A 21413-nucleotide genomic window follows, 5' to 3' on the forward strand; every position below is an offset into this window, starting at 1 on the left:
GGCGGCCGCTACGGGGTGACCGGGACGGGGTCGTCGGGGACCGGGCCGGGGGGTGCTTCGGGGCGGCGGCTGCGGGACAGCCGGCGTACGCCCGTGTTCAGCACCGCGATCAGCGGCACCGCGACCAGCGCGCCCACGATGCCAGCCAGCACGACGCCGGAGGCGATGCCGATGATCACGACGAGCGGGTGGATGGCCACCGCCCGCCCCATGATGAGCGGCTGGAGGACGTGGCCCTCCAACTGCTGCACCAGGATCACCGCGCCGAGGACGATGAGCGCGATCACCCAGCCGCGGGTGACGAGCGCGACCAGCACGGCCACGGCACCCGAGGTGGTGGCACCGACGATCGGAATGAAGGCGCCCAGGAACACCAGCGCGGCCAGCGGGAACGCGAACGGAACCTTCAGGATCACCAGGGCGAGCCCGATGCCGAGCGCGTCGATGAAGGCGACCAGCACGGTGGCACGGACGTACGCCCCCAGCGTCGCCCACGAGGCGTCACCCGCGTCGAACAGGCTCCAGCGGGCGTTCACCGGGAACAGCCGGACGAGGAAGTACCAGATCTTGCGGCCGTCGCGCAGGAAGAAGAACGTCGCGAACAGCACCAACAGCGCGCCCGTGACCAGCTCGAAGAGGGTGGCGACCCCGGCGAACCCGGTCTCGGTCAGCGAGGAGGTGTTCCCGTTGATCCAATCTTGGGCGGAGTCGATCGCCTGATCCACCTGCTTGTCGGACAGGTGCAGCGGCCCGGTCCGAGCCCATTCCTGGATCTTCCGTATGCCGTCGCTGGCGTTGCGGGTCAGCTCCGGCAGCCCGTCGAGGAACTGGTTGATGACCAGGGTCAGGGTGCCCGCGACCGCAGCGATGCCGCTGATCAGCACGAGGAACGTGGCCAGCGACCGGGGCAGCCGCAGCTGCAGCAGCCAGCGGACCGCGGGGGCCAGCAACGCGGACAGCAGCAGCGCGATGGCCAACGGGATGACGACGATGCTGATGGTCCCGATGAACCGCAGCAGCGCATAGCCGACCAGGCCCACCACGATGAGCCGCCACGACCAGGCCGCGGCGATGCGCAGCGAGTGCGGCACCTCGGTGTCGTCCAGGCTGGTCGTCGACTGCTGGTCGACCACCACCTGTGGCGGAGGCATCGCGAATTCGAAATCCGGGTCGCCGTCGGAATTCCCGTTCTGCGCGGTCCGCGCGGTCCGCACGGATTCGCGTCCCGCCTCGTACGCTTTCCGCAGGTTCTGCCGGACCCGCTGCAACCGGCTCAACCGCCAACCCCCTTGCCCTCGTCACGCGATATCCACCGTAGTCGCCACCTGCATCCCTCGCCCGCCGCTGGGCCGCAGAATCCCACTGATCCGCAGGCCCGGGCGGGCCGCCGCGGCGGGCGGGCGTACCGTCTGCTCGTGAGCGCCGACACCACCACCGACACCGGCCTGCCGATCCGGATGCTGCACGACCGCGTCCTCGTACGCCTCGACGGCAGCGAGGGCGAGCGCCGCTCGACCGCCGGCATCGTCATCCCCGCGACCGCGTCGATGGGCCGCCGCCTGTCGTGGGCTGTCGCCGTGGGGGTCGGGCCGAACGTGCGCTCCATCGTCGTCGGCGACCGGGTCCTGTTCGACCCCGACGACCGCTCCGAGGTCGAGTTGCACGGCAAGACGTACACGCTGCTGCGCGAGCGCGACGTGCATGCCGTGGCCGCCAGCCGGGTCCAGTCCGACGGCACGGGCCTCTATCTCTGACCACGGCACCTGTTTCCCTGCGCCGTCGCCCCCGAAACCGCCACGGCATGGCCCACATTGCGAGGTCAGGCCGCGCATCGACCGCCCGACGGGCGTAACGCGCGGGATCTTGGAGCGCCCGGCCAGGCCCGCCTAGGAATCGTGTGCCGTGGTGTCCGCGTCGGTGCCCGGCGACGGCTCCGCCGCGGGCGCGGCCGGATGCGCGTCGCCGCCGATGTGGGGCGCCGCGGTCGGATCGGGGGCGGGTGTCACGGCACCGCCGGTCGGTTCAGCCGGGTACGGGTACGGATGCCCGCCGCCGTGGGCCGGTGGCGCCGATGGGTGACCGGGCACGTTCTGCGGCCCCATGCCCGGCGGGTTGCCGTGGCTCGGGTGTGGACTGTGCGCCGGTTCGCCCGCACCGGACGGCGGGGGGACGGCGCTCGGCTGCGCCTCGTAGGCAGGCGGCGTGCCATAACTCGGCGGGGCACCGTACGCGGGCTGCGCGCCGACCCCGTAGCCCGGCGCGGCACTGCCCGGCGGGACACCGTAGCCGGGCGGCGCACTGCCCGGCGGGATTCCATAGCCCGGCGGAACGCTCCCCGGCTGGACGCCGTAGCCCGGCGGGACGCTCCCCGGCTGAACGCCGTAGCCCGGCGGGACGCTCCCCGGCTGAACGCCGTAGCCCGGGGGGAAACCGCCTGGCTGGACTCCGTAAGCCGAGGGCGGCGGATACACCGGGTTCGAGGGATAGCCCCCAGCGGGCGGGTATCCGGGGGCGGGAGAGTAGCCCGGCGCATAGCCGGGAGCTGGAGAGTAGCCCGGGGCGCCGTAGCCTTGCGCAGGCGCGTAGCCGGACGGGGACGCGTAGCCACCCGATGGGCCGTAGGGGGTCGGAGCGCCGTACCCGGCTGGCGAGCCGTAGGACGGAGATGCGGCGTATCCCGGTGACGGGGCGAACTGTGGACCGGGCGCACCCCAACCGGCGGCGACCGGCACGGGTGGCGCCAGACGCACCGGCACAGGCACCACCGGCTCCTCGGGCGCGGGCACCGCCCGCGTCACGCCGTCCGGGAACGCGATCCGGTAGCCCGACCCGTCCCAGAAGGCCTGCGGCGCCTGCGGATCACGCCCCACGAACGTCGACCGGTACGCGGTGATCGCCGTCAGCAGGCGGCGCTCCTCGTCGGTGGCGTGCCGCACGTCCTCCGGCTTGCGGTCCAGGCCACGCTGCATCCCATCGCGCAACAGCGCCAGCTGGGTGGCCGCGAACTGGAATTCCCGCATCGCCTTGACCCCGGCGACCCCGGCGACCCGGCGGGCCCAGCGGCGGGCGGAGTGGCGGCGGCCCAGGCTGCCGAGCGCGGCCATCTCCGGCGGCGAGAACCAGCCGGTACGCACGTAGAACGGCAGGATGCGCTCGCTGAGCCGCCCCTCCCAGCCGCGCAACGCGATCGCGACGCCGACCATGGCGAAGAACAGCGGCACCATGAAGCCGATGTAGCCGTACAGCATGATGAGCGGCTGGCCGGTGGCCACCGACAGGGTCGGAAGCAGGTTGAACGTGCCGTGCAGCATCATGGCCAGCAGCAGGCCCGCGATCGGCGCGAGCCACCGCACCCGGCGGTCCGGCGAGCGGGACGAGATGCCCAGGCCGATGCCGGTCATCGAGGTGAACAGCGGGTGGGCGAAACCCGTGAACACGATCCGGACGATGAAGATGAGGAAGACGTTCTGGATGCCGGTGGCCGGGCCGTACTGGTCGGCGCCCGCCGCGTAGCCGTGGCCACCCAGGTAGAGCACGTTCTCCACCATGGCGAAGCCGATCGCGGAGATACCACAGTAGACGATGCCGTCGGTGATGCCGGACCACTCGCGGCGCCGCTTCCAGAGCAGCAGGACCGGGCCGAGGGCCTTCATCGTCTCCTCGATGAACGGCGCCACCAGCACCGCGACCAGCGCGTCCGGCAGCTTCGCCTGCTCGAACAGCCAGGCCACGCTCGTGTTGACCAGCAGCGCCACGGCGGTCGCCACGGCCGCGCCCCAGGCGAAGCAGAAGACGAGGTAGCGGGTCGGCTCCGGTTCGTACCGGTCCAGCCACAGGAAGCAGCCCACGAGGACGGGCACCGGCAAAATCGCGGCCACCAGGCCGATGACCAGCCCCGCGATGCCGAAGTTGTAGCCCAGGAAGACCAGCATGGCGATGGCGCACACCGCGATCAGGCCGATCACCGCGCCGAGCGGCAGCCACCGCCGCCATCCGCGCCGGTGCGGCAGATCCGGCGGCACCCCGTCCGGCCCGGACCAGGTCGCACCGGGGACGAGCACCGCGGTGCCCGGCGCCGCCGAGACCGGGCCCGGCACCGCACCCAGGATCGGCTGCGCCCCGACCGTGGGAACGGCGCCGAGACTCGGCACCGCACCCACGCTGGGGGGCGTGCCCACGCTCGGCGGCGCCCCCGGGTCGGGGGCGTTGTCCGCGTCCGCCGGCGACCAGCCGACGGGGGTCTGGCCGGCCGGAGGGTGGGCAGGCTGGTCGGGCGACCCGCCCGGTGCAACGTCGGCCATGCCGTCAGCCTAGCCATCCGGAAGTACCCGGGCCGCCCCAGCCAGCTTGACCGGGGCGCGGGCCGCTACCGGCGCACCCGTCATGGCCGCCGGTCACGCCCCTTTCCGCGCCCGCCACGCGCGCGCCCGTGCCACCCCGCCGCGCGGCGCACCAGCCGCGGCGCCTCCCCGTACTCGATGCCGGTGGCGCGGAGCAGGTCCGTGACCGTGGTGCGGATCTGCGCCACGACGACCCCGCCGGAGAATCCGATCTCCTCCGTGTACGCCTTGCCCGACTCGGCCGCGGCCCGCAGCGCCCGCTCCCGGGTGGCCACCGGCTCCTCCCCCTTGGCCCAGTCCTGCTCCAGCAGTTCCACGGCCTCGGCCAGCATCCCGATCGATGCGGGCAGCACGGCCGGCACGGGCTCGTCGTCGTCCAGCGCGGTGAGCACCCGGCGGATCAGCACCCGCACGTTGCGCAGCGCGTACGTCACCTGGTCGGCCCCGTCCACGTACTGGGCGAGGGTGCCGCGGTTGCGCCACCGGGCGGGGGCGAAGGCCACGTTCTCGCGGGCCGCCTTGGCGGCGGCCGCGTACCCCGCGAAGGTGGCCTCGGCCGCGCGCAGCTCGTCCAGGGCGGCGAGGACCCGGGCCTCGTCGCGGTCCGCCAGCGCCTCCGCGACCGTGCGGAGACCGCCCGCCAGCGCCTCGAGCGCGGGCTCGGCGGCATGCCGGACGATGGTCAGCGGGTTCAGTGGCAGCAGCACGGTCATCACGGTCAGGCCGACCGCCCCGCCGACCAGCGCGTCGATGAACCGCGTCCAGGGCACGCCGGTCGTGGAGGTCAGCGTCGCGACCAGCACGGCCGAGGACGCCGACTGCACGACCAGGGGCGGTCCCCCGCCGAGCGCCGTGGCGACCACGATGGCCAGCGTGACCACGAGGCCGATCTGCCAGGGTCCGGTGCCGATGAGCAGAATGATCGCGTCGCCGACGCCGATGCCGATCGCGACGCCGAGCACCAGCTCGGCGGTGCGCCGCACCCGTTGCCCGACCGAGGAGGCGAGCGTGATGACCGCGGCGATAGGGGCGAAGAACGCGTTGGCGCGGCCGATGACGTCGTGCGCGAGATACCACGCGAGTCCGGCCGCGACGCCCGCCTGAGCGGCCAGGAAGAAGCCCCTGCGGACTCGCGCCCAGCTGCCCTGTACGCCGGACCGGGACCGGCCGCCCACCTGCGCGAGCGCGGTCGCGAGCCCGCGCTGGCCCTCGTCGGTCACGCCCCGACCCTACGGGCCGACGTGCCAGGATGTGGCCGTGACCGATCTAGTGCACCGGTGGCGGGCGGCGGCCCGGGGCGTGGGAGCGAGCGCGCCGGAGGCGGATCTGGACTCGGCGGGCGGGTACCTGCTGGACCGCTGGTCCGAGCCGCAGCGGCAGTACCACGACGTGACGCACCTGTGCGCCGTACTCGAGGTGATCGACCGGTATGCGGACCTGGCGCCCGCCCCCGACCGGGTGCGGGTCGCGGCGTGGCTGCACGACGCGGTCTACGACCCGCGGGCGCTGGGCGATGCGAACGAGCGCGACAGCGCGGAGTTCGCCGCGGGCCTGCTCACCACGCTGGGTGCCCCGGCCGAGGTCGCCGCCGAGGTGTCCCGGCTGGTCGGGCTGACGGCCGGGCACGCGACCGGCGCCGACGACCCGGACGGCGAGCTGCTGTGCGACGCCGACCTGTCCATCCTGGCGGCCGACGACGACCGGTACGCGGCGTACACGGCGGCGATCCGCCGCGAGTACGCGCACGTGCCGGACGACGCGTTCCGGGCCGGACGCGCCCGGGTCCTCACCGCCCTGCTGGAACTGCCGCAGATCTACCGCCTCGCGCCGCTGCACGCCGCGTGGGAGTCGCGGGCCCGCGCCAACCTGGAGCGCGAACTGGCCACGCTGGCCGGTTAGACCGTGTGCTTGGGGCGGCGCAGACCCGCCGCGCGCAGCCGGGCGGCCAGCTCGCGCGGCGCGACCAGGGTGGCCCCCAGCCACAGCGCGACCGGGAAGCGGGCCGCCGGGATGTCGTAGTGGTCACGGTCGAATCCGCGCCGGGGCGCCCCGAGCATCTCCGCGAACGCGTGCAGCTCCGCGTAGGAGACGTCGCTGACCAGGTGGGACCAGAGTCGCCCCCGGCCCGGCCAGCGTGGCTCGTCGACGAGGATCAAAGGTCCACTTCGAGCAGGTCGGAGAGGCCGCCACGGTCCGCGGCGATGCCCCGGACGTCGGGCACGCCGATGCGGGCGGCGTCCGCGGCGAGGTCGTCCGGCATGGTCTGCGACTGCCGTTCGGCCTGCACCCGCGCCAGGTAGTGCTCGACCTCGCGGGTGCGCACGGCCGGGCTCCAGCCGAGCGCCTCCCCCATGATGTCGGCGGCGTGCGCGGCCGATTCGGTGCCGCGGTGCGCGGTCTCGATGGAGATCCGGGTACGCCGGGTCAGCACGTCGTCCAGGTGCAGCGCCCCCTCGGCCAGGGCCGCGTACGCGATCTCGGCGGCCAGGTATTCCGGGGCGCCGCGCAGCGGGCCCGCCAGGGCGGGCTCGGCGGCCATCATCGCCAGCAGGTGCGTCGTGAGGGTGCCGTACCGCTCCAGCAGGTGTTCCACCACGCCCGCGGTGACGCCGTGGCGGCGGGCGAGGTCCTGCCGGTCGCGCCAGGCCGCGGCGTACCCGTCGGCGCCGAGCAGCGGGAGCTGGTCCGTGCGCGAGGGCCGGACCGACCCACCGAGGCGGCGCGCCGCACGGTCGATGACATCGGCGGCCATCACCCGGTACGTGGTGTACTTGCCGCCCGCCACGAGCAGCAGGCCGAGCATGGGCTCCACCACGGCGTGCTCGCGGGACAGTTTGGAGGTGGAGTCCGCCTCGCCGGACAGCAGCGGGCGCAGACCGGCGTACACGCCCTCGATGTCGTCCGTGGTCAGTGGCCGGTCCAGCACGGTGTTGACCTGGTCGAGCAGGTAGCGGATGTCGCGGGCGGAGGCGGCCGGGTGGGCCCGGTCCAGCTCCCAGTCGGTGTCCGTGGTGCCGATGATCCAGTGCCCGCCCCACGGGATGACGAACAGCACCGAGGTCGCGGTGCGCAGGATCAGCCCGGCCTCGCCGGTGATCGCCGAGCGGGGCACCACCAGGTGCACCCCCTTGGACGCGCGCACCCGCATCCCGGGGCGTACCCCCACGTCGCTGAGCATCTGGGACATGTCGTCGCTCCACACCCCGGTGGCGGCGACCACCGTACGGGCGCGGACCTCGAAGTCGGGGGCGTCCGGCGCCTCCAGGTCCCGGACCCGCACCCCGACGACCTCGCGGGCCTGCCGGACGAAGCCGGTGACCCGGGCGCTGGTGACCACGGCCGCGCCCAGGCTGGCCGCGGTGCGGGCCAGGTTGACCACGAGGCGGGCGTCGTCGACCTGCCCGTCGTAGTACCGGATCGCGCCGGTCACCGCGTCCGCGCGCAGGCTGGGGAACAGCCCCCGGGCACCGTCGCGGGTCAGGTGCCGGTGCAGCGGCATCCCCCGCCCGGTGCCGAACACCCCGGCGAACGCGTCGTACGCGGCCACCCCGGCCCCGTAGTACGCCCGGTTCCAGGCCCGGGCGGGCGGGTTGGCGGACAGCAGCGGCACCAGGATCGGGACGGGCCGCACCAGGTGCGGGGCGAGACGGCTGGTGAGCAGGCCACGCTCGGTGAGCGCCTCGTGGACCAGGTGCAGCTCCAGCTGCTCGAGGTAGCGCAGGCCGCCGTGGATCAGCTTGCTGGACCGGCTGGAGGTGCCGGCGGCCAGGTCGCGGGCCTCGACCAGGGCGACGCTCAGGCCGCGGGAGGCGGCGTCCAGGGCGGCGCCGGCGCCGGTGACGCCGCCGCCGATGACCAGCACGTCGAACTGCTCGTCGCGCAGCCGGCGCAGGTCAGCGATGCGGCGGATCGGCGACAGGCGGCCGGCCGAGTTCCGGGAGACGGAGGGATCACGCACCCGTATGAGGTTAGCGCCCCCGGGTGTCACACCGGCGGGGGAAACGTGGCCTGTAGGCAGCGCGTGCGGGTGAGACCGGTGCCCGTCCTCGCTGCGGACGCGAAAAAGCGGGCCGCCGGAGCGGCCCGCTTTGACGTGGTGCGTGTGGGGGTGGACTCAGAAGTCCATGTCCCCGCCGCCCGGAGCACCGGCCGGGGCCGGGGCCTTCTCGGGCTTGTCCGCCACGACCGCCTCGGTCGTGAGGAACAGGGCGGCGATCGACGCGGCGTTCTGCAGCGCCGAGCGGGTGACCTTGGCCGGGTCGATGATGCCCGCGGCCAGCAGGTCCACGTACTCGCCGTTGGCGGCGTTGAGGCCGTGACCGGCTTCCAGGTTGCGCACCTTCTCCACCACGACGCCGCCCTCGAGGCCGGCGTTGACGGCGATCTGGCGCAGCGGGGCGTCGAGCGCGACCTTGACGATGTTCGCGCCGGTGGCCTCGTCGCCGGCCAGGTCCAGCTTGTCGAACGCGGTCTTGCCGGCCTGCACGAGCGCCACGCCACCGCCGGGCACGATGCCCTCCTCGACGGCCGCCTTCGCGTTGCGCACGGCGTCCTCGATGCGGTGCTTGCGCTCCTTCAGCTCGACCTCGGTGGCCGCGCCGACCTTGATGACCGCGACGCCGCCGGCCAGCTTGGCCAGGCGCTCCTGCAGCTTCTCGCGGTCGTAGTCGGAGTCCGACTTCTCGATCTCGGCGCGGATCTGGTTGACCCGGCCCTGGATCTGCTCGGCGTTGCCGGCACCGTCGACGATGGTGGTCTCGTCCTTGGTGATGACGACCTTGCGGGCCTGGCCCACCAGGCTCAGGTCGGCGGCGTCGAGCTTGAGGCCGACCTCCTCGCTGATGACCGTGCCGCCGGTGAGGATCGCGATGTCCTCGAGCATGGCCTTGCGGCGGTCGCCGAAGCCCGGGGCCTTGACGGCGACGGACTTGAACGTGCCGCGCACCTTGTTGACGACCAGGGTGGCCAGGGCCTCGCCCTCGACGTCCTCGGCGATGATGACCAGCGGCTTGCCCGACTGCATGACCTTCTCGAGGACGGGCAGCAGGTCCTTGACCGCGGAGATCTTGCTGTTGGCGATGAGGATGTACGGGTCGTCGAAGACGGCCTCCATCCGCTCGGCGTCGGTCATGAAGTACGCCGAGATGTAGCCCTTGTCGAAGCGCATACCCTCGGTGAGCTCCAGCTCCAGGCCGAAGGTGTTGCTCTCCTCGACGGTGATGACGCCTTCCTTGCCGACCTTGTCCATGGCCTCGGCGATGATCTCGCCGACCGTGGAGTCACCGGCGGAGATGGAGGCGGTGGAGGCGATCTGCTCCTTGGTCTCCACGTCCTTGGCGATCTGCGACAGCGCCTCGGAGACGCTCGCGACGGCGGCCTCGATGCCCCGCTTCAGGGCCATCGGGTTCGCGCCGGCCGCGACGTTGCGCAGGCCCTCGCGGACCAGCGCCTGGGCGAGGACGGTCGCCGTCGTCGTGCCGTCGCCGGCCACGTCGTCGGTCTTCTTGGCGACCTCCTTGACCAGCTCGGCGCCGATCTTCTCGTAGGGGTCCTCGAGCTCGATCTCCTTGGCGATCGACACACCATCGTTGGTGATGGTGGGCGCGCCCCACTTCTTCTCGAGCACGACGTTGCGGCCCTTGGGGCCGAGCGTCACCTTGACGGCGTCGGCGAGCTGGTTCATGCCCCGCTCGAGGCCGCGACGAGCTTCCTCGTCGAATGCGATGATCTTGGCCATACGGCGTTGTCCTCCTGGACACTCGCGGCGCCGGGCCTGTTCGGCCCCGCTTCCCGCACGTTGAGGATCTCTTCGGACGTCGCCACCTGGCGATGCGACGTCCGCAGGACGGGCCGGATAGCCCGCGACGACCGGCCTCGTGCCGCGGCGCCGATGGCGACGCCGTGACCGTGACCCCACCGTCCCGACCTGTTGGCACTCGCGTGGCGCGAGTGCCAATGACCTGTTTAGCACTCTGAGGTGGCGAGTGCAAGGACGCTCAGCCGCCCCGCACCCCCCTTGCGGGGAGGCGTTGATCACGCACGGTGAACAGGCGCGGGATGGCCACCCGACCGGCAGGCCAGCGAATCATCTCGCCGTTCGGCCCGGTGCGCCGACCGAACGGCGGAATCCCGGACGGGGGATTCGCCGGGCCCGCCCGCACCGCCGCGGACCGGCCCCGAATCACCCATCGTGATCAACCCAGGGTCCGGGCGCGGTCGGAATCCGGCATCCGGGTTGCCTCCCTGACCCATGACCGGTAGGCAGACAGCATGACCGGCACAATCGCCCGGCCCCGTACCCACACCGTCCACCGGGTCACCGCCGCCGACGCCGCCCGCAGCCGGGCGCTGCGGCTGGAGATGCTGGCCGACAGCCCGCTGGCGTTCCTGGAGACCGTGGCGCAGGCGGCCGCCCGCCCGCACGCGGACTACCGGCGGCGGATCGTCGAGGCGGCCAGCGGGGACGAGCTGGCCCAGTTCGTGGCGGATCCGGGCGGTGGTCCGCTGATCGGCCACGCGGGCGGGACGATGCTGCCGGACGAGCCGGGCGCGACCGTGGTGTTCGCCGTCTACATCACACCCGCGCATCGCGGGACGGGGGTGCTGGACGAGCTGGTCGAGGCGGTGGCGGACTGGTCGCGCGCCGCCGGGCGCCTCGAGCTGATGCTGGAGGTCGTGGTCGGCAACGACCGGGCGGTCCGGGCGTACGAACGGCTGGGCTTCGCCGACACGGGCATCCGGGTGCCGCACCCGGTCATCCCGGCCCTGACCGAGCTGCAGATGCGCCGCCGCGCCTGATGCCCCGCCCCTGGCACGTCGCGCGCACGGTGTTGACCGCGGTCAACGGCACGACCGCGGCGGGGCTGCTGGTGGCCCTGGCGAGCCGCGCGCGGTTGCGACGCGGGCGCGACGGGGTGCTCATCGCCGAGGGCTACCGGTACCGGATGCCGCCGGCCACCTGCTGCACGGTGGGTTCCGTGATCATCACCCGGCGCACCGCGACGTGGCTGTTGGACGATGCGCGGGCGGAACTGTTCGCCCACGAGAGCCGCCACGCCAGCCAGTACGCCGTGCTCGGCCCGCTGTTCTGGCCCGCGTACTGGCTGTCCTGCGGCTGGTCCTACGCCCTGACCGGCTCGTACGGCGCCCGCAACCCGTTCGAGCGGCATGCCGGCCTGGCCGCGGGCGGCTACCGGGAGCTGCCGCTGCGCCCCTGGGCGGCCCGCCTGTTCACAGCGCCTGCTGCCACTGGATCTCCGTGTCGGCCGGCCGGAAGCCCATCAGCCGATTGATGGCGAGCATGCGCTCGTTCGCCGACGCGTTGATGGTGTCGACAGCGGTCAGCCCCGGCCGCGCGGCGCGGATGTGGCGCAGGTTCTCCAGCTTCACGATCAGGCCGAGCCGGTGCCCGCGATGCGCGGGGTGGACGATGGTGATCTGCTGCCAGGCGTGCTCGGGAGCCGCGTCGGTCCCGGTCAATGTGCTCCACGCGACCAGCCGCCCGGTGGCGGTGTGCACCGCGCCGGTGTGGAACGCGGTCATGCCCCGGGCGCGGCGGGCCTCCTCGTTGCCGCGCACCCGGGCCCCGTCGACCCGCTCGGCTTCCATCACCAGATCCCCGACCGGGGCGTCGGACAGCAGCCGGCCGTCCAGGTAGGCCAGATCCTCGAGGAATTCGTCCGGCGGCACCCCGATCCACTGCACGAGCCGGTATCCGTCCGCGTGCCGCCACGCCTCGGCCCGCAACGCGTCCAGCCGCTCGCGGTCGGCGCCCCCGACGTCGAAGCGGCTGCGGGTCTCCCGCAGGGCCGCCTCCGCGCCCATCGCGGCCGCGAACGAGGCGCCGTCCGGGCGGGCACCGGCCGTGGTCCCGATGAGACGTTTGCGCCCGGCCACCCGGGCCCGCTCGACGGCGTGGGCATGCAGCGCCCGGCCGAATCCCTGGCGCCGATGTGACGGCGCGACGACCAGCAGAATAGACACATTGTCCAGATTGTCGTACTGCGGCAGGTTGAGGCCCAGGAAGCCGACCGCCGTACCGTCGCCGTCGACAGCGAGGTAGCGCTCCTGCTCCGTGCCCGGGAAGGGATGGCGCACCGCCACCGCGAACACCGACTTCGCCACGGGTGGAAGATCCGGAACATCCCATTCGGCCGCGGCCCGCAGCACGGCGTGCGCCTGGTCGATCGTGGCGTCCGTCAAAGGCTCGATGCGCATCCCGACAGGGTGAACGCACACCCCGTCCGGCGCGAACGAATATTGCCGGGCAGGATTCACGCAGAAAATTTGGTCGGGAGGACGCGCGCACAGCGCCTCCGGCACTGGGTCGTTGGGTCCCTCGGAGATTGTCGCCAAGCTCGAAGGTGGGACCTCGTACGGCGTCGCGTCCTCCCGCGTAGAGCATCCTGCCGAGCCTGGGATCGGTTCCGCAAGCCCTCCCCGGAAGGAAATACCCGCCGCCGGTCGGATACCCGACTATGCGCTGGTCAGCGCGGTAGGCCCCGGATCAGCCCAGCAGGCCCGCGTCACGGGCCGCGCGCAGCGACGGCTTGATCCGGTGCGTGGGCCCCACCCGGTCGGCGACCGCGTCCAGCGTCTTGAGGCCCTCGCCGGTGTTGAACACGACCGTCTCGGCCTCCGGGTCCAGCCGCCCGCTGGCCACCAGCTTCTGCAGCACCGCGACCGTGACCCCGCCCGCGGTCTCCGCGAAGACCCCGGTCGTACGGGCCAGCAGCTGGATCCCGGCGCGGATCTCGTCGTCGTCGGCGTAGTCCATCCAGCCGCCGGTACGCGTCACCGTCTCGATCGCGTACGCCCCCGCGGCCGGATCACCGATGTTGAGCGACTTGGCGATGCCGGTCGGCTTCACCGGCACGACGGTGTCCGACCCGTTGTGCAGGGCCGTGGCGATCGGGTTGCAGCCAGCGGACTGGGCGCCGAACACCTTCCACCCGCCCGCCGGAGCTTCGACCAGCCCGATCTCGACCAGTTCCGTGAACGCCTTGTCCACCTTGGTCAGCAGCTCCCCACTGGCCATCGGGATGACCACCTGGGCCGGGATGCGCCAGCCGAGCTGCTCGGCCACCTCGTACCCGAGGGTCTTGGAACCCTCCGCGTAATACGGCCGCACGTTGACGTTGACGAACGCGGTGTCCTCGTACTCGTCCGTCTCGACCAGCTCGCTGCACAGCCGGTTCACGTCGTCGTACGAGCCGTCGATGGCGACGAGCTGGCCGCCGTACACGGCAGTGGTGACGACCTTGCCCTGCTCGAGGTCGCCGGGGATGAACACGACCGACGGCGCTCCGGCCCGGGCGGCGTGCGCGGCCACGCTGTTGGCCAGGTTGCCCGTCGAGGCGCAGGCGAAGCGGGTGAAGCCGAGCCCGCGGGCGGCCGTCAGCGCCACCGACACCACCCGGTCCTTGAACGAGTGCGTCGGGTTGGCCGAGTCGTCCTTCACCCACAGCGGCGCCCGCAGCCCGATCGCGGCGGCCAGGGCGGGCGCGCTGACCAGCGGGGTCAGCCCCGGGTCGAGGGTGACCCGCTCGGCCGGGTCCTGCCCGGCGGGCAGCAGCGCGGCGTAGCGCCAGATGTTCTGCGGGCCCGCCTCGATCTGCGCGCGGGTCACCCGGGCGAGCGCGGCCGGATCGTAGGCGATCTCCAGGGGGCCGAAACACTCGTAACAGGCATGCTGCGCGGCGAGGGGGAATTCCGTCCCACAGCCGCGACAGACCAGGGCGCGGGCGGGGCTGGTGGAGACTGGGGCGTCGACGGTCGACGTCATGGCGAGGCCTTCCTCTCATCTTTCCCCGGCGCGACGCGCGGGGACGGAATTAGCACCTGCCGCACGTCTGGCCTCGTCATCGAGTCGAGTGCGGTGGTTGCCGGGGCGTCATCGGGCCGTTCCCTCAGCCCCTCTGGATGAGGTATGCAGTTGTGCCGCCAGCTTACGGGGTGTGCGGGTCATCCTCACCCTGTGATCCCGATCTGTGAGCGTCCTCTCGGGCTTTAGGACTTTTTGGTCGCACGTTCGTCGTGCGCCGGACCGTCGCTCCCGCCGAGACCGGGCGCGGGGATCCATTCGCCTGGCGGCTCATGAGCGGATCCCCGCACCCTGCCAGGTCCGTGCGACCACAACCGCAGGTCCGTGCGACCACCACCCGCGAGGGTCAGCTGGTGACGTCCTTGCGGGTGAAGCGCCAGAAGGCCAGGCCGATGAAGACCGTGGCGTAGCAGAGGGCGGCGATCGCGCCCTTCGCCAGGTCTGCCGTCTGCATCGGGGTCGAGAGCAGCCCTTGCCAGGCGTCGGCGTAGTGGGTGGGTAGCACCGTGCGCAGGTTTCCCAGGGCGGTGATCTGGTCCAGGATACTGGAGAGGATCCAGAGCAGGACGGCGCCGCCCACCGCGCCCAGTGCCGCGTCCGTCAGCGTGGAGAGCAGGAACGCCAGCCCGGCCACGATCAGCATGGTCGTCGCCAGGTAGGCCAGGATCGCCAGCAGGCGCAGCACTCCGGGGCCCGGTGGGATCTGGGCGGCGATCGTGCTGCCCAGGGGGTGCCAGCCGTAACGCAGGGTGCCGATCAGCAGGGCCGTCCCGGCCAGGGTGAGCAGGGCCAGCAGCGAGTAGGCCAGGGCGACCACGAGCTTGACGCCGAGCAGGCGGGATCGGGGTACCGGCACGGCCAGCAGGTAGCGCAGGGTGCCCCAGCTCGCCTCGCTGGCGACCGTGTCGCCGCAGAACAGCGCGACCACCACGATGAGCAGGAAGCCCGCCGAGACCGCGATGCTGAACAGCGCGAAGTTCAGGCCGCTGGAGGTGGCCAGGTCGACCAGGCTGGCGAACGCCCCACCGCGCCGCCGCCCGTCGTCGTCACCGTCCCCGCCGAACTCGAAGGCCAGCAGAATGATCAACGGCAGCACGACCATGAAACCCAGGGCCAGTTGCGTACGCCGCCGCGACGCCTGCCGCCGTACCTCCGCCAGGATCGGCAGGGTCGCCGACGGCCGGTAGCCGGCGACGACGCCCAGTGACCCGAACTTGCCGGTCACCTGGCCGCTCAGCTCCCGCTGCCCGCTCATCGGTCACCACTTCCTCGCGAGTTGTCGCCCACCAGTGCCAGGAAGGCGTCTTCGAGACGGCGCCGGGGCACCACCCGGTCCACGCCGACCCCGGCGCGGACCAGCGACGCCACCACCTCGGTGCGCGGGGTGCCGTTCATGTCGACGATCAGGCCGGTGTCGCCGTCCGGGGTGACCGACCGGACGTCCAGCTCCGCCAGCACCCGGGACGCGGCGGGCACATCCGAAACCTCCAGCAGCACCGACGGGGAGTCCCCGACGATGTCGGAGACCGGCCCGGCGGCCACGATCCGGCCCTTGTTGACCACCACGGCGTGCGTGCAGGTCTGTTCCACCTCGGCCAGCAGATGGCTGGAGACCAGGACGGCCCGCCCGTCGGTGGCGTAGCGCTGCAGCACCCGGCGCATCTCCGCGATCTGCGGCGGGTCCAGCCCGTCCGTGGGCTCGTCGAGCACCAGCAGCTCGGGCAGGCCCAGCATGGCCTGGGCGATGGCCAGCCGCTGCCGCATGCCGTGGCTGTACGTCTTCGTCCGGCGGTGCACCGAGTCGCCCAGCCCGGCGATCTCCAGCGCCTCGTCGAAGTGCGCGTCCGCCTCCGGCCGCCCGGTGGCCCGCCAGTACGCCCGCAGGTTCTCGTACCCGCTGAGGTGCGGCAGGAAGCCCGGCCCCTCGACGAGCGCCCCGACCCGGGACAGGATCGGCGCGCCCGGCACCAGCCGGTGCCCGAAGACGAGCGCGTCCCCCTCGGTCGGCAGGGTGAGGCCCATGAGCACCCGCAGCGTGGTGGTCTTGCCCGCCCCGTTGGGCCCGAGCAGGCCGACGACCTGGCCCCGCTCGACCGTGAAGTCCACCCGCTCCACCGCCACGAACCCGTCCCCGTACGCCTTGCGCAGGCCGCGGACCACCAGCGGGGTGTCGGCGTACTCGTCGATCGTGGGGGTGTGCGTCCGGCGGCCCCGGCGGCGGCGCACGGCCAGGAGCACGACGATGGCCAGCGCGATCGCCGCGGCCAGCCCGGCCAGGACATACCACCAGATCGAGTCCGGGTTCGGGATCGGGGTGCCGGTCACCGTGGGCAGGGTCAGCGCCGGGTCCACCGCGACCGTGTACGTGGTCGGCTGCGCGGGGGCGAGGAACGCCTGGTCACTGGTGGCGACCACGACGCGGACGGTGTGCCCGGCGTCGATGCGCCGCACGATGCCGGGCAGGGTGACCGCCACCGGCGCCGCGGCGGCGATGTCACTCGGCAGGCCGGTGAGCCGGACCGGGGCGACCAGGCCGCCGCTGAGCGTGGCGGCGCCGCCGGGATCCACGTCGTAGAGCTTGAGGAACAGCACCGCCGTGCCGGTCGGGGACGCGGCCCGCAGCCGCACCGTCGGCGCGCCGACCACGTCGATCGCGGTGGACACCGGAGCGGACTCGAACCGCGCGTGCTGGCCGGGGATGTCCCCGGCGACCCCGCCCAGCAGCGTGCTGAGCTGGCCGCCCGTGCCGGGCAGCGACGAGATCGCGGCCGGCGTGCCGTTGGGCGGGTTGGCGATCCGCTGCGCCGCGCCCACCAGCGCCACCTCGGTACGGCCCGTCCCGGCCAGCCCCGGGTACGCCGGAGTCGAGTAGCCGTTGGTGACCAGGCCCCGGTCCGTGGCGCTGAACCCGGCCACCCGCGAGTACGTGAAGCTGGTCGCAGGTGCCGCCCCCGCGCCGCGCACGTAGTGGTCGAGCCACTGCGCGGTCAGGAAGCGGGTGCGGTCGGAGTCGGACTGCGGGCCGTCGCCGCCGTCGTGGCCGCCGGTGAACCAGGCCACCCGGACCGGGGTGCCGGTGGCGGCGATGCCGCGGGCGTTGGCGTCCGCCTCCGACAGCGGGAAGAGGGTGTCCACGGCTCCCTGGACCAGCAGGGTCGGTGCGGTGATCTTGTCCAACACCGGGCCGGGGCTGGAGCGACGCAGCAGGGCCAGGGTCGCCTCGTCCGGCGTCCCGGCGGAGGCCAGCCGCAGGTAGGCGGCGCAGACGTCCGGGGCGAACCGGCCACAGGCCGGGTCGACTGCGCCCCGGGATCCCGCGGGTCCACGCCCACCGGCCGATCCGTTACCGCCAGCCGGTCCGTTATCGCCAGCCGGTCCGTCCCCGGTGGACGGTCCGCTGGACGGCTCCTCGGCCCCGGGGGCGTCGGCTGCGGCACCGGCCGCGCCGAGGGCGGAGGCGCCCGCGGCGGCGCCGTTGCCGAAGAACAGCCCGGCCCAGCCCTTCTTGAACACCCCGGTGGCCGACGTGTCGGCGGACTGCGGGAGGAACGCCCGGCCCAGGTCGTTCCAGGTGATCAGCGGGACGATGGCGTCGACCCGCCGGTCCGCGGCGGCCAGCAGCAGGGCGAGGGCGCCGCCGTACGAGCCGCCGACCACGCCGACGCGGGGGTCGCCGGGGGCGTCCGTGCGCACCTCGGGGCGGGCGGCCAGCCAGTCCAGCAGGCGCGCGGCGTCCTTCACCTCGTAGTCGGGGCTGTCCAGGTGGATCTGCCCGCCGCTGCGGCCGAAGCCCCGGGCGGTCCAGGTCAGGACCGCGTACCCGCGCCCGGCCAGGTCCTGGGCGTTCTCGCGGACCGAGTCCTTGGTGCCGCCGAAGCCGTGCGCCAGCAGCACCGCTGGGACCCGTCCGGAGCGGTCCGCGGGCAGGTAGAACCGGGCGTCCAGGTCCACCGGCTCGGTACCCGACGGACCGGACAGCACGGTGATCCGCAGGTCACTGCTGGTGTAGGCGGCCTGCTCGGGCCACGCGGCCCAGCCGACCAGCGCGGCGACGAGCGCGAGGACGGCCGCGCCGGCCACGAGGCGGCGGCGGGCCGGCCGGGGCAGCGCACGGCGCAGCCTGCTCGGGAGTACGGGCATGCGGGCAACGCTAGCCGCGCCCGGCTGAGCCCCCGCTGAGAACGCCCCCAGCCCCGCCGGTCGGCGCCGTCAGCAGCCCCGCCGGTCGGCGCCGTCAGCAGCCCCGCCGGTCGGCGCCGTCAGCAGCCCTGGCGGTCGGTGTACCGGAACTGCAGCGGCTCGGCCATCCCGGCCTGGACCAGGGCGACCCGGTCGTCCTTCATGCCGAACAGCAGCGCGTAGTCACCGTGCGGGGCCAGCCAGGCGGTGGCGCCGGTCCAGTCGTCGAGCTGCTTGCCGCCCGGGTAGCCGCGCTTGACGTCGGCCAGAGCCGTACCGATCTTGGCGCCCTTCGCGGTGGTCGGCCCGGCGTCCCGCACGCTCAGGTAGAGCAGCCGGCCCTTGAAGAAGACGAGGTCGGGCGAGCCGTACTTGGCCAGGCCGGTCGCGCCGGTGTAGCCGGTGCAGGACTTCTTGGCGCCCGCCCCGGTGATCAGCCCGGCGGACTTCAGGGTCGCCTGGGGCACACCGATCTTGTACGGCCCGAGCCCGCCCGCGCTGATCGTGGTGTCGCCGGTCGCCGGACGGGGGGCGCCGCTGCGGTTCGCGGTGCCGTCCGGGTTCTTCGTGAACGCGGGCTTGGCCGTACCGGTGGCGGGCGGCTCGGTGGGCTCCGGTCCTCCCACGCCCGCCTCGGCGGGTACCGACCCGGTGGGGGACGGGGCCGCCGTGGGCTTGTCGTGGGAGCAGGCGGCCACGCTGAACAGGGCGAGTGCGGCGGCAGCGAGGACGGTACGGCGGAGCCTCATGGGGGTGCCTCCGGGCGGACGAAGGGAGCGGGCGGGCGTACGGGCGAGCCGGTCGGCGATAGCGTGTCAACCTAGTCCCTCACGCTTCCCGGAGGCTCCCGCGGTGCCAGACGATCTCACGCTGACCGTCACCTTGCGACCGGCGGCCCTCGATGCCCGCCGCGGCATCGTGCGGCTGCATCCCGAGGTGATGGCCGCGCTCGCGGTCCGTCCCGGCGACCCGCTGCGGCTCACCGGGACGCGCACGACGGCGGGCATCGCGGCGCGCGCCGAGCCGACCGCCAGCCGCGCCCTGCTCTACGCCGACGACCTCACCCTGGGCAACCTCGGCATGCGCGACGGCGGCCAGGTGACGGTCACCCCGATCCCGGTGACCGAGGCGCGCCGGGTGACGCTCACCGGGCCGCCCGAGATCGTCGCGGTGGTGTCGCCCGAGATGCTGCGGCTGGCGCTGCTCGGCAAGGTGGTCACCGCGGACGACGACGTGTCGTTGCTGCCACAGGACGTGATGCCGGACGCCGCGCACCGGTCGCTGGTCGAGGCCGCGCGGCGCAGCCTCGCGAACCGGGTCGGGTACGCGTGGACGAGCACCCTGCTCACGGTGGTCGCGGTGGACGGCGCCGACGCTGCGCTGGTCACGATGGACACCGTGGTGGGCTGGGATGGCGGGCACTTCTCCGACGCCGCACGGGGCACCGCCTCCACTCCCGCGTCGCCCGCGCACGCGCCCGCGTCGACCGACCCCGAGGTGCCGCCGCCCAGCATCGACGACCTGCCCGGGCTCACGGCCCAGGCCAAGGAGCTGACCGAGCTGCTGGACCTCGGTTTCCACCACCGCGAGGTGCTGGGGCGGCTCGGCACGACCGTGTCGCTCGGGGTACTCGTGTCGGGCCCGGCCGGATCGGGCAAGTCGGCGCTGGTGCGCGCGGTCGCCGCCGGGGTCGGCGCACGGGTACTGACGGTGTGGGCGCCGGAGCTGGCCGCGCTGACCAACGACGGTGCGGCCACCCGGCTGCGCGGCCTGGCCCGGGACGCCCGGGCGGGCGAGGCGTCCGTACTGCTGATCTCGGATGTGGAGGCGCTGGCGCCGCGGGAGCAGCCCGGCCCGCTGGCGACCGTGTTCCGGCAGGTCCTCGCGGAGCTGCTCAAGGCCGGGGTGGCCGTCGTGTGCACCACCAGCCGCCCCGAGTCGGTGGACCCGTCGCTGCGCGACCCCGACCTGCTGGCGGTGCAGCTCGCGGTGCCGTTGCCGGACGCCGCGATGCGGCGCGAACAGCTCGGCGTACTGACCCGGGGGATGCCGCTGGCCGAGGACGTCCGGCTGGACGACGTGGCCGGGCGGACTCCCGGGTTCGTGGCGGCCGACCTCGGTGCGTTGGCGCGTGAGGCCGGGGTCCGCGCGGCCCTGCGCCAGAAGGAGTCGAGCGCACCCACGGTGACGATGGCGGACTTCGAGGCGGCGCTGGACGTGGTGCGCCCCACCTCCATGGCGGAGTCCACCCTGGAGGTCGCCGCGGTGACCCTGGACGAGGTCGGCGACATGGCCGAGACCAAGCAGGTGCTCACGGAGTCGGTGCTGTGGCCGCTGACGTATCCGGACACGTTCGCCCGGCTGGGGGTGCAGCCACCACGCGGGGTCCTGCTGTACGGCCCGCCCGGCTGCGGCAAGACGTTCCTGGTGAAGGCGATCGCCGGTACGGGCAAGGCGAACGTGCTCTCGGTCAAGGGCGCGGAGTTGCTCAGCAAGTGGGTGGGCGAGAGCGAGCGCGCGGTCCGGGAGCTGTTCCGCCGGGCCCGGGAGGCCGCTCCGACCCTGGTCTTCCTCGACGAGGTGGACGCCCTGGCCCCGGTACGCGGCCAGGCCACAGACGGCGGCACCACGGACCGGGTGGTCGCCGCGCTGCTCACCGAGCTGGATGGCGTGGAGACGCTGCGCAACGTCGTGGTGATCGGCGCGACGAACCGGCCCGACCTGGTCGATCCGGCGCTGCTGCGCCCCGGCCGCCTGGAGCGGCTGGTGTACGTGCCGCCGCCGGACGCGGACGCCCGTACGTCGATCCTGCGGGCCGCGGCGCACGCGGTGCCGCTGGACCCCTCCGTCGACCTGGCTGCGCTCGGCGCCGACCTGGTCGGCTTCTCCGCGGCCGACTGCGCCGCGCTGATCCGGGAGTCGGCGCTGGCCGCGATGCGCGAGTCGCTGGAGGCCACCACGGTCACCGGCGCACACGTGGCGGCGGCCCGGACACGGGTCCGCGCCTCCCTGGACGCAGCCCAAGTCGCATGGCTGGCCGCCTACGCCGAGAAGGCCGGGTAGTCGTCAGG

At 73.5% G+C, this 21413-nt stretch carries 15 protein-coding genes, 1 pseudogene and 1 riboswitch; of the genes and pseudogenes, 5 read left to right on the top strand and 11 right to left on the bottom strand.

The genetic code is table 11. The annotated features are described in order from the left end of the window. Positions 1 to 8: 8 nt before the first annotated feature. The gene (locus tag ACMCNO_RS32525) at positions 9 to 1268 is read right to left on the bottom strand and encodes an AI-2E family transporter (protein WP_412753886.1); all 1260 of its coding nucleotides are present in this window, start codon (positions 1266 to 1268) and stop codon (positions 9 to 11) included. A gap of 189 nt (positions 1269 to 1457) precedes the next feature. On the opposite strand from ACMCNO_RS32525, the gene ACMCNO_RS32530 reads away from it, so the two are divergent. Beyond that, positions 1458 to 1754 carry a GroES family chaperonin gene (locus tag ACMCNO_RS32530; protein ID WP_412753887.1) on the top strand — a complete coding sequence of 99 codons (297 nt, stop codon included), beginning with the start codon at positions 1458 to 1460 and terminating at the stop codon, positions 1752 to 1754. A 630-nt stretch (positions 1755 to 2384) separates the two neighbouring features. On the opposite strand, the pseudogene ACMCNO_RS32535 reads toward ACMCNO_RS32530, so the two are convergent. Together ACMCNO_RS32535 and ACMCNO_RS32540 are read right to left on the bottom strand one after the other, a co-directional pair. Beyond that, a pseudogene (locus tag ACMCNO_RS32535) lies at positions 2385 to 4301 on the bottom strand (PrsW family glutamic-type intramembrane protease); the annotation flags it as partial. A gap of 80 nt (positions 4302 to 4381) precedes the next feature. Continuing rightward, entirely contained in the window at positions 4382 to 5560 is a 1179-nt protein-coding gene (locus ACMCNO_RS32540) for an FUSC family protein (protein ID WP_412753236.1), read from the bottom strand. 37 nt (positions 5561 to 5597) lie between these two features. Between ACMCNO_RS32540 and ACMCNO_RS32545 the strand changes: the two genes are divergently transcribed. Beyond that, positions 5598 to 6239 carry a metal-dependent phosphohydrolase gene (locus tag ACMCNO_RS32545; protein WP_412753237.1) on the top strand — a complete coding sequence of 214 codons (642 nt, stop codon included), beginning with the start codon at positions 5598 to 5600 and terminating at the stop codon, positions 6237 to 6239. Here the strand turns inward: ACMCNO_RS32545 and ACMCNO_RS32550 are convergent. From ACMCNO_RS32550 to groL, 3 genes are all read right to left on the bottom strand, one after another. Continuing rightward, positions 6236 to 6496, bottom strand: a complete 261-nt coding sequence (locus ACMCNO_RS32550; protein ID WP_412753238.1) for a DUF4031 domain-containing protein — start codon at positions 6494 to 6496, stop codon at positions 6236 to 6238. The genes ACMCNO_RS32545 and ACMCNO_RS32550 overlap by 4 nt on opposite strands. Beyond that, entirely contained in the window at positions 6493 to 8298 is a 1806-nt protein-coding gene (locus ACMCNO_RS32555; protein WP_412753239.1) for a glycerol-3-phosphate dehydrogenase/oxidase, read from the bottom strand. The genes ACMCNO_RS32550 and ACMCNO_RS32555 overlap by 4 nt, the downstream gene beginning before the upstream one ends. 156 nt (positions 8299 to 8454) lie before the next feature. Next, positions 8455 to 10077 carry a chaperonin GroEL gene (gene groL / locus ACMCNO_RS32560; RefSeq protein WP_412753240.1) on the bottom strand — a complete coding sequence of 541 codons (1623 nt, stop codon included), beginning with the start codon at positions 10075 to 10077 and terminating at the stop codon, positions 8455 to 8457. 533 nt (positions 10078 to 10610) lie between these two features. On the opposite strand from groL, the gene ACMCNO_RS32565 reads away from it, so the two are divergent. Further along, a complete protein-coding gene (locus ACMCNO_RS32565; protein ID WP_412753241.1) occupies positions 10611 to 11138 on the top strand; it encodes a GNAT family N-acetyltransferase in 528 nt (175 codons plus the stop codon). Beyond that, positions 11138 to 11632, top strand: a complete 495-nt coding sequence (locus tag ACMCNO_RS32570) for a hypothetical protein (RefSeq protein ID WP_412753242.1) — start codon at positions 11138 to 11140, stop codon at positions 11630 to 11632. Before ACMCNO_RS32565 ends, ACMCNO_RS32570 begins: the two co-directional genes overlap by 1 nt. Here the strand turns inward: ACMCNO_RS32570 and ACMCNO_RS32575 are convergent. The 5 genes from ACMCNO_RS32575 to ACMCNO_RS32595 form a co-directional block, all read right to left on the bottom strand. Next, a complete protein-coding gene (locus ACMCNO_RS32575; RefSeq protein ID WP_412753243.1) occupies positions 11571 to 12557 on the bottom strand; it encodes a GNAT family N-acetyltransferase in 987 nt (328 codons plus the stop codon). The genes ACMCNO_RS32570 and ACMCNO_RS32575 overlap by 62 nt on opposite strands. Before the next feature lie 289 nt (positions 12558 to 12846). Next, positions 12847 to 14124 (bottom strand): threonine synthase, encoded by a 1278-nt coding sequence (thrC, locus tag ACMCNO_RS32580; RefSeq protein ID WP_412753244.1) that lies wholly within the window; start codon positions 14122 to 14124, stop codon positions 12847 to 12849. Between the two features lie 12 nt (positions 14125 to 14136). Then, positions 14137 to 14268: riboswitch (SAM riboswitch) on the bottom strand. 241 nt (positions 14269 to 14509) lie between these two features. Then, a complete protein-coding gene (locus ACMCNO_RS32585; RefSeq protein WP_412753245.1) occupies positions 14510 to 15418 on the bottom strand; it encodes an ABC transporter permease in 909 nt (302 codons plus the stop codon). Next, positions 15415 to 18303 carry an alpha/beta fold hydrolase gene (locus tag ACMCNO_RS32590; protein ID WP_412753246.1) on the bottom strand — a complete coding sequence of 963 codons (2889 nt, stop codon included), beginning with the start codon at positions 18301 to 18303 and terminating at the stop codon, positions 15415 to 15417. Before ACMCNO_RS32590 ends, ACMCNO_RS32585 begins: the two co-directional genes overlap by 4 nt. A gap of 119 nt (positions 18304 to 18422) precedes the next feature. Beyond that, positions 18423 to 19091 carry a hypothetical protein gene (locus ACMCNO_RS32595; RefSeq protein WP_412753247.1) on the bottom strand — a complete coding sequence of 223 codons (669 nt, stop codon included), beginning with the start codon at positions 19089 to 19091 and terminating at the stop codon, positions 18423 to 18425. A 103-nt stretch (positions 19092 to 19194) separates the two neighbouring features. On the opposite strand from ACMCNO_RS32595, the gene ACMCNO_RS32600 reads away from it, so the two are divergent. Then, positions 19195 to 21405: an AAA family ATPase gene (locus ACMCNO_RS32600; RefSeq protein ID WP_412753248.1), complete on the top strand. Its 2211-nt coding sequence runs from the start codon at positions 19195 to 19197 to the stop codon at positions 21403 to 21405. Positions 21406 to 21413: the final 8 nt, after the last annotated feature.

Source organism: Krasilnikovia sp. M28-CT-15 (assembly GCF_047159595.1).
Classification (GTDB): Bacteria; Actinomycetota; Actinomycetes; order Mycobacteriales; family Micromonosporaceae; genus Actinoplanes.

What these genes read in the sequence shown, in the direction of transcription:
- ACMCNO_RS32530 (WP_412753887.1), top strand. Translation starts at nt 1,458, where the DNA reads ATGCTGCACGACCGCGTCCTCGTACGCCTCGACGGCAGCGAGGGCGAG.
- groL (WP_412753240.1), bottom strand. Translation starts at nt 10,077, where the DNA reads ATGGCCAAGATCATCGCATTCGACGAGGAAGCTCGTCGCGGCCTCGAG.
- ACMCNO_RS32565 (WP_412753241.1), top strand. Translation starts at nt 10,611, where the DNA reads ATGACCGGCACAATCGCCCGGCCCCGTACCCACACCGTCCACCGGGTC.
- ACMCNO_RS32570 (WP_412753242.1), top strand. Translation starts at nt 11,138, where the DNA reads ATGCCCCGCCCCTGGCACGTCGCGCGCACGGTGTTGACCGCGGTCAAC.
- ACMCNO_RS32575 (WP_412753243.1), bottom strand. Translation starts at nt 12,557, where the DNA reads ATGCGCATCGAGCCTTTGACGGACGCCACGATCGACCAGGCGCACGCC.
- thrC (WP_412753244.1), bottom strand. Translation starts at nt 14,124, where the DNA reads ATGACGTCGACCGTCGACGCCCCAGTCTCCACCAGCCCCGCCCGCGCC.
- ACMCNO_RS32585 (WP_412753245.1), bottom strand. Translation starts at nt 15,418, where the DNA reads ATGAGCGGGCAGCGGGAGCTGAGCGGCCAGGTGACCGGCAAGTTCGGG.
- ACMCNO_RS32590 (WP_412753246.1), bottom strand. Translation starts at nt 18,303, where the DNA reads ATGCCCGTACTCCCGAGCAGGCTGCGCCGTGCGCTGCCCCGGCCGGCC.
- ACMCNO_RS32595 (WP_412753247.1), bottom strand. Translation starts at nt 19,091, where the DNA reads ATGAGGCTCCGCCGTACCGTCCTCGCTGCCGCCGCACTCGCCCTGTTC.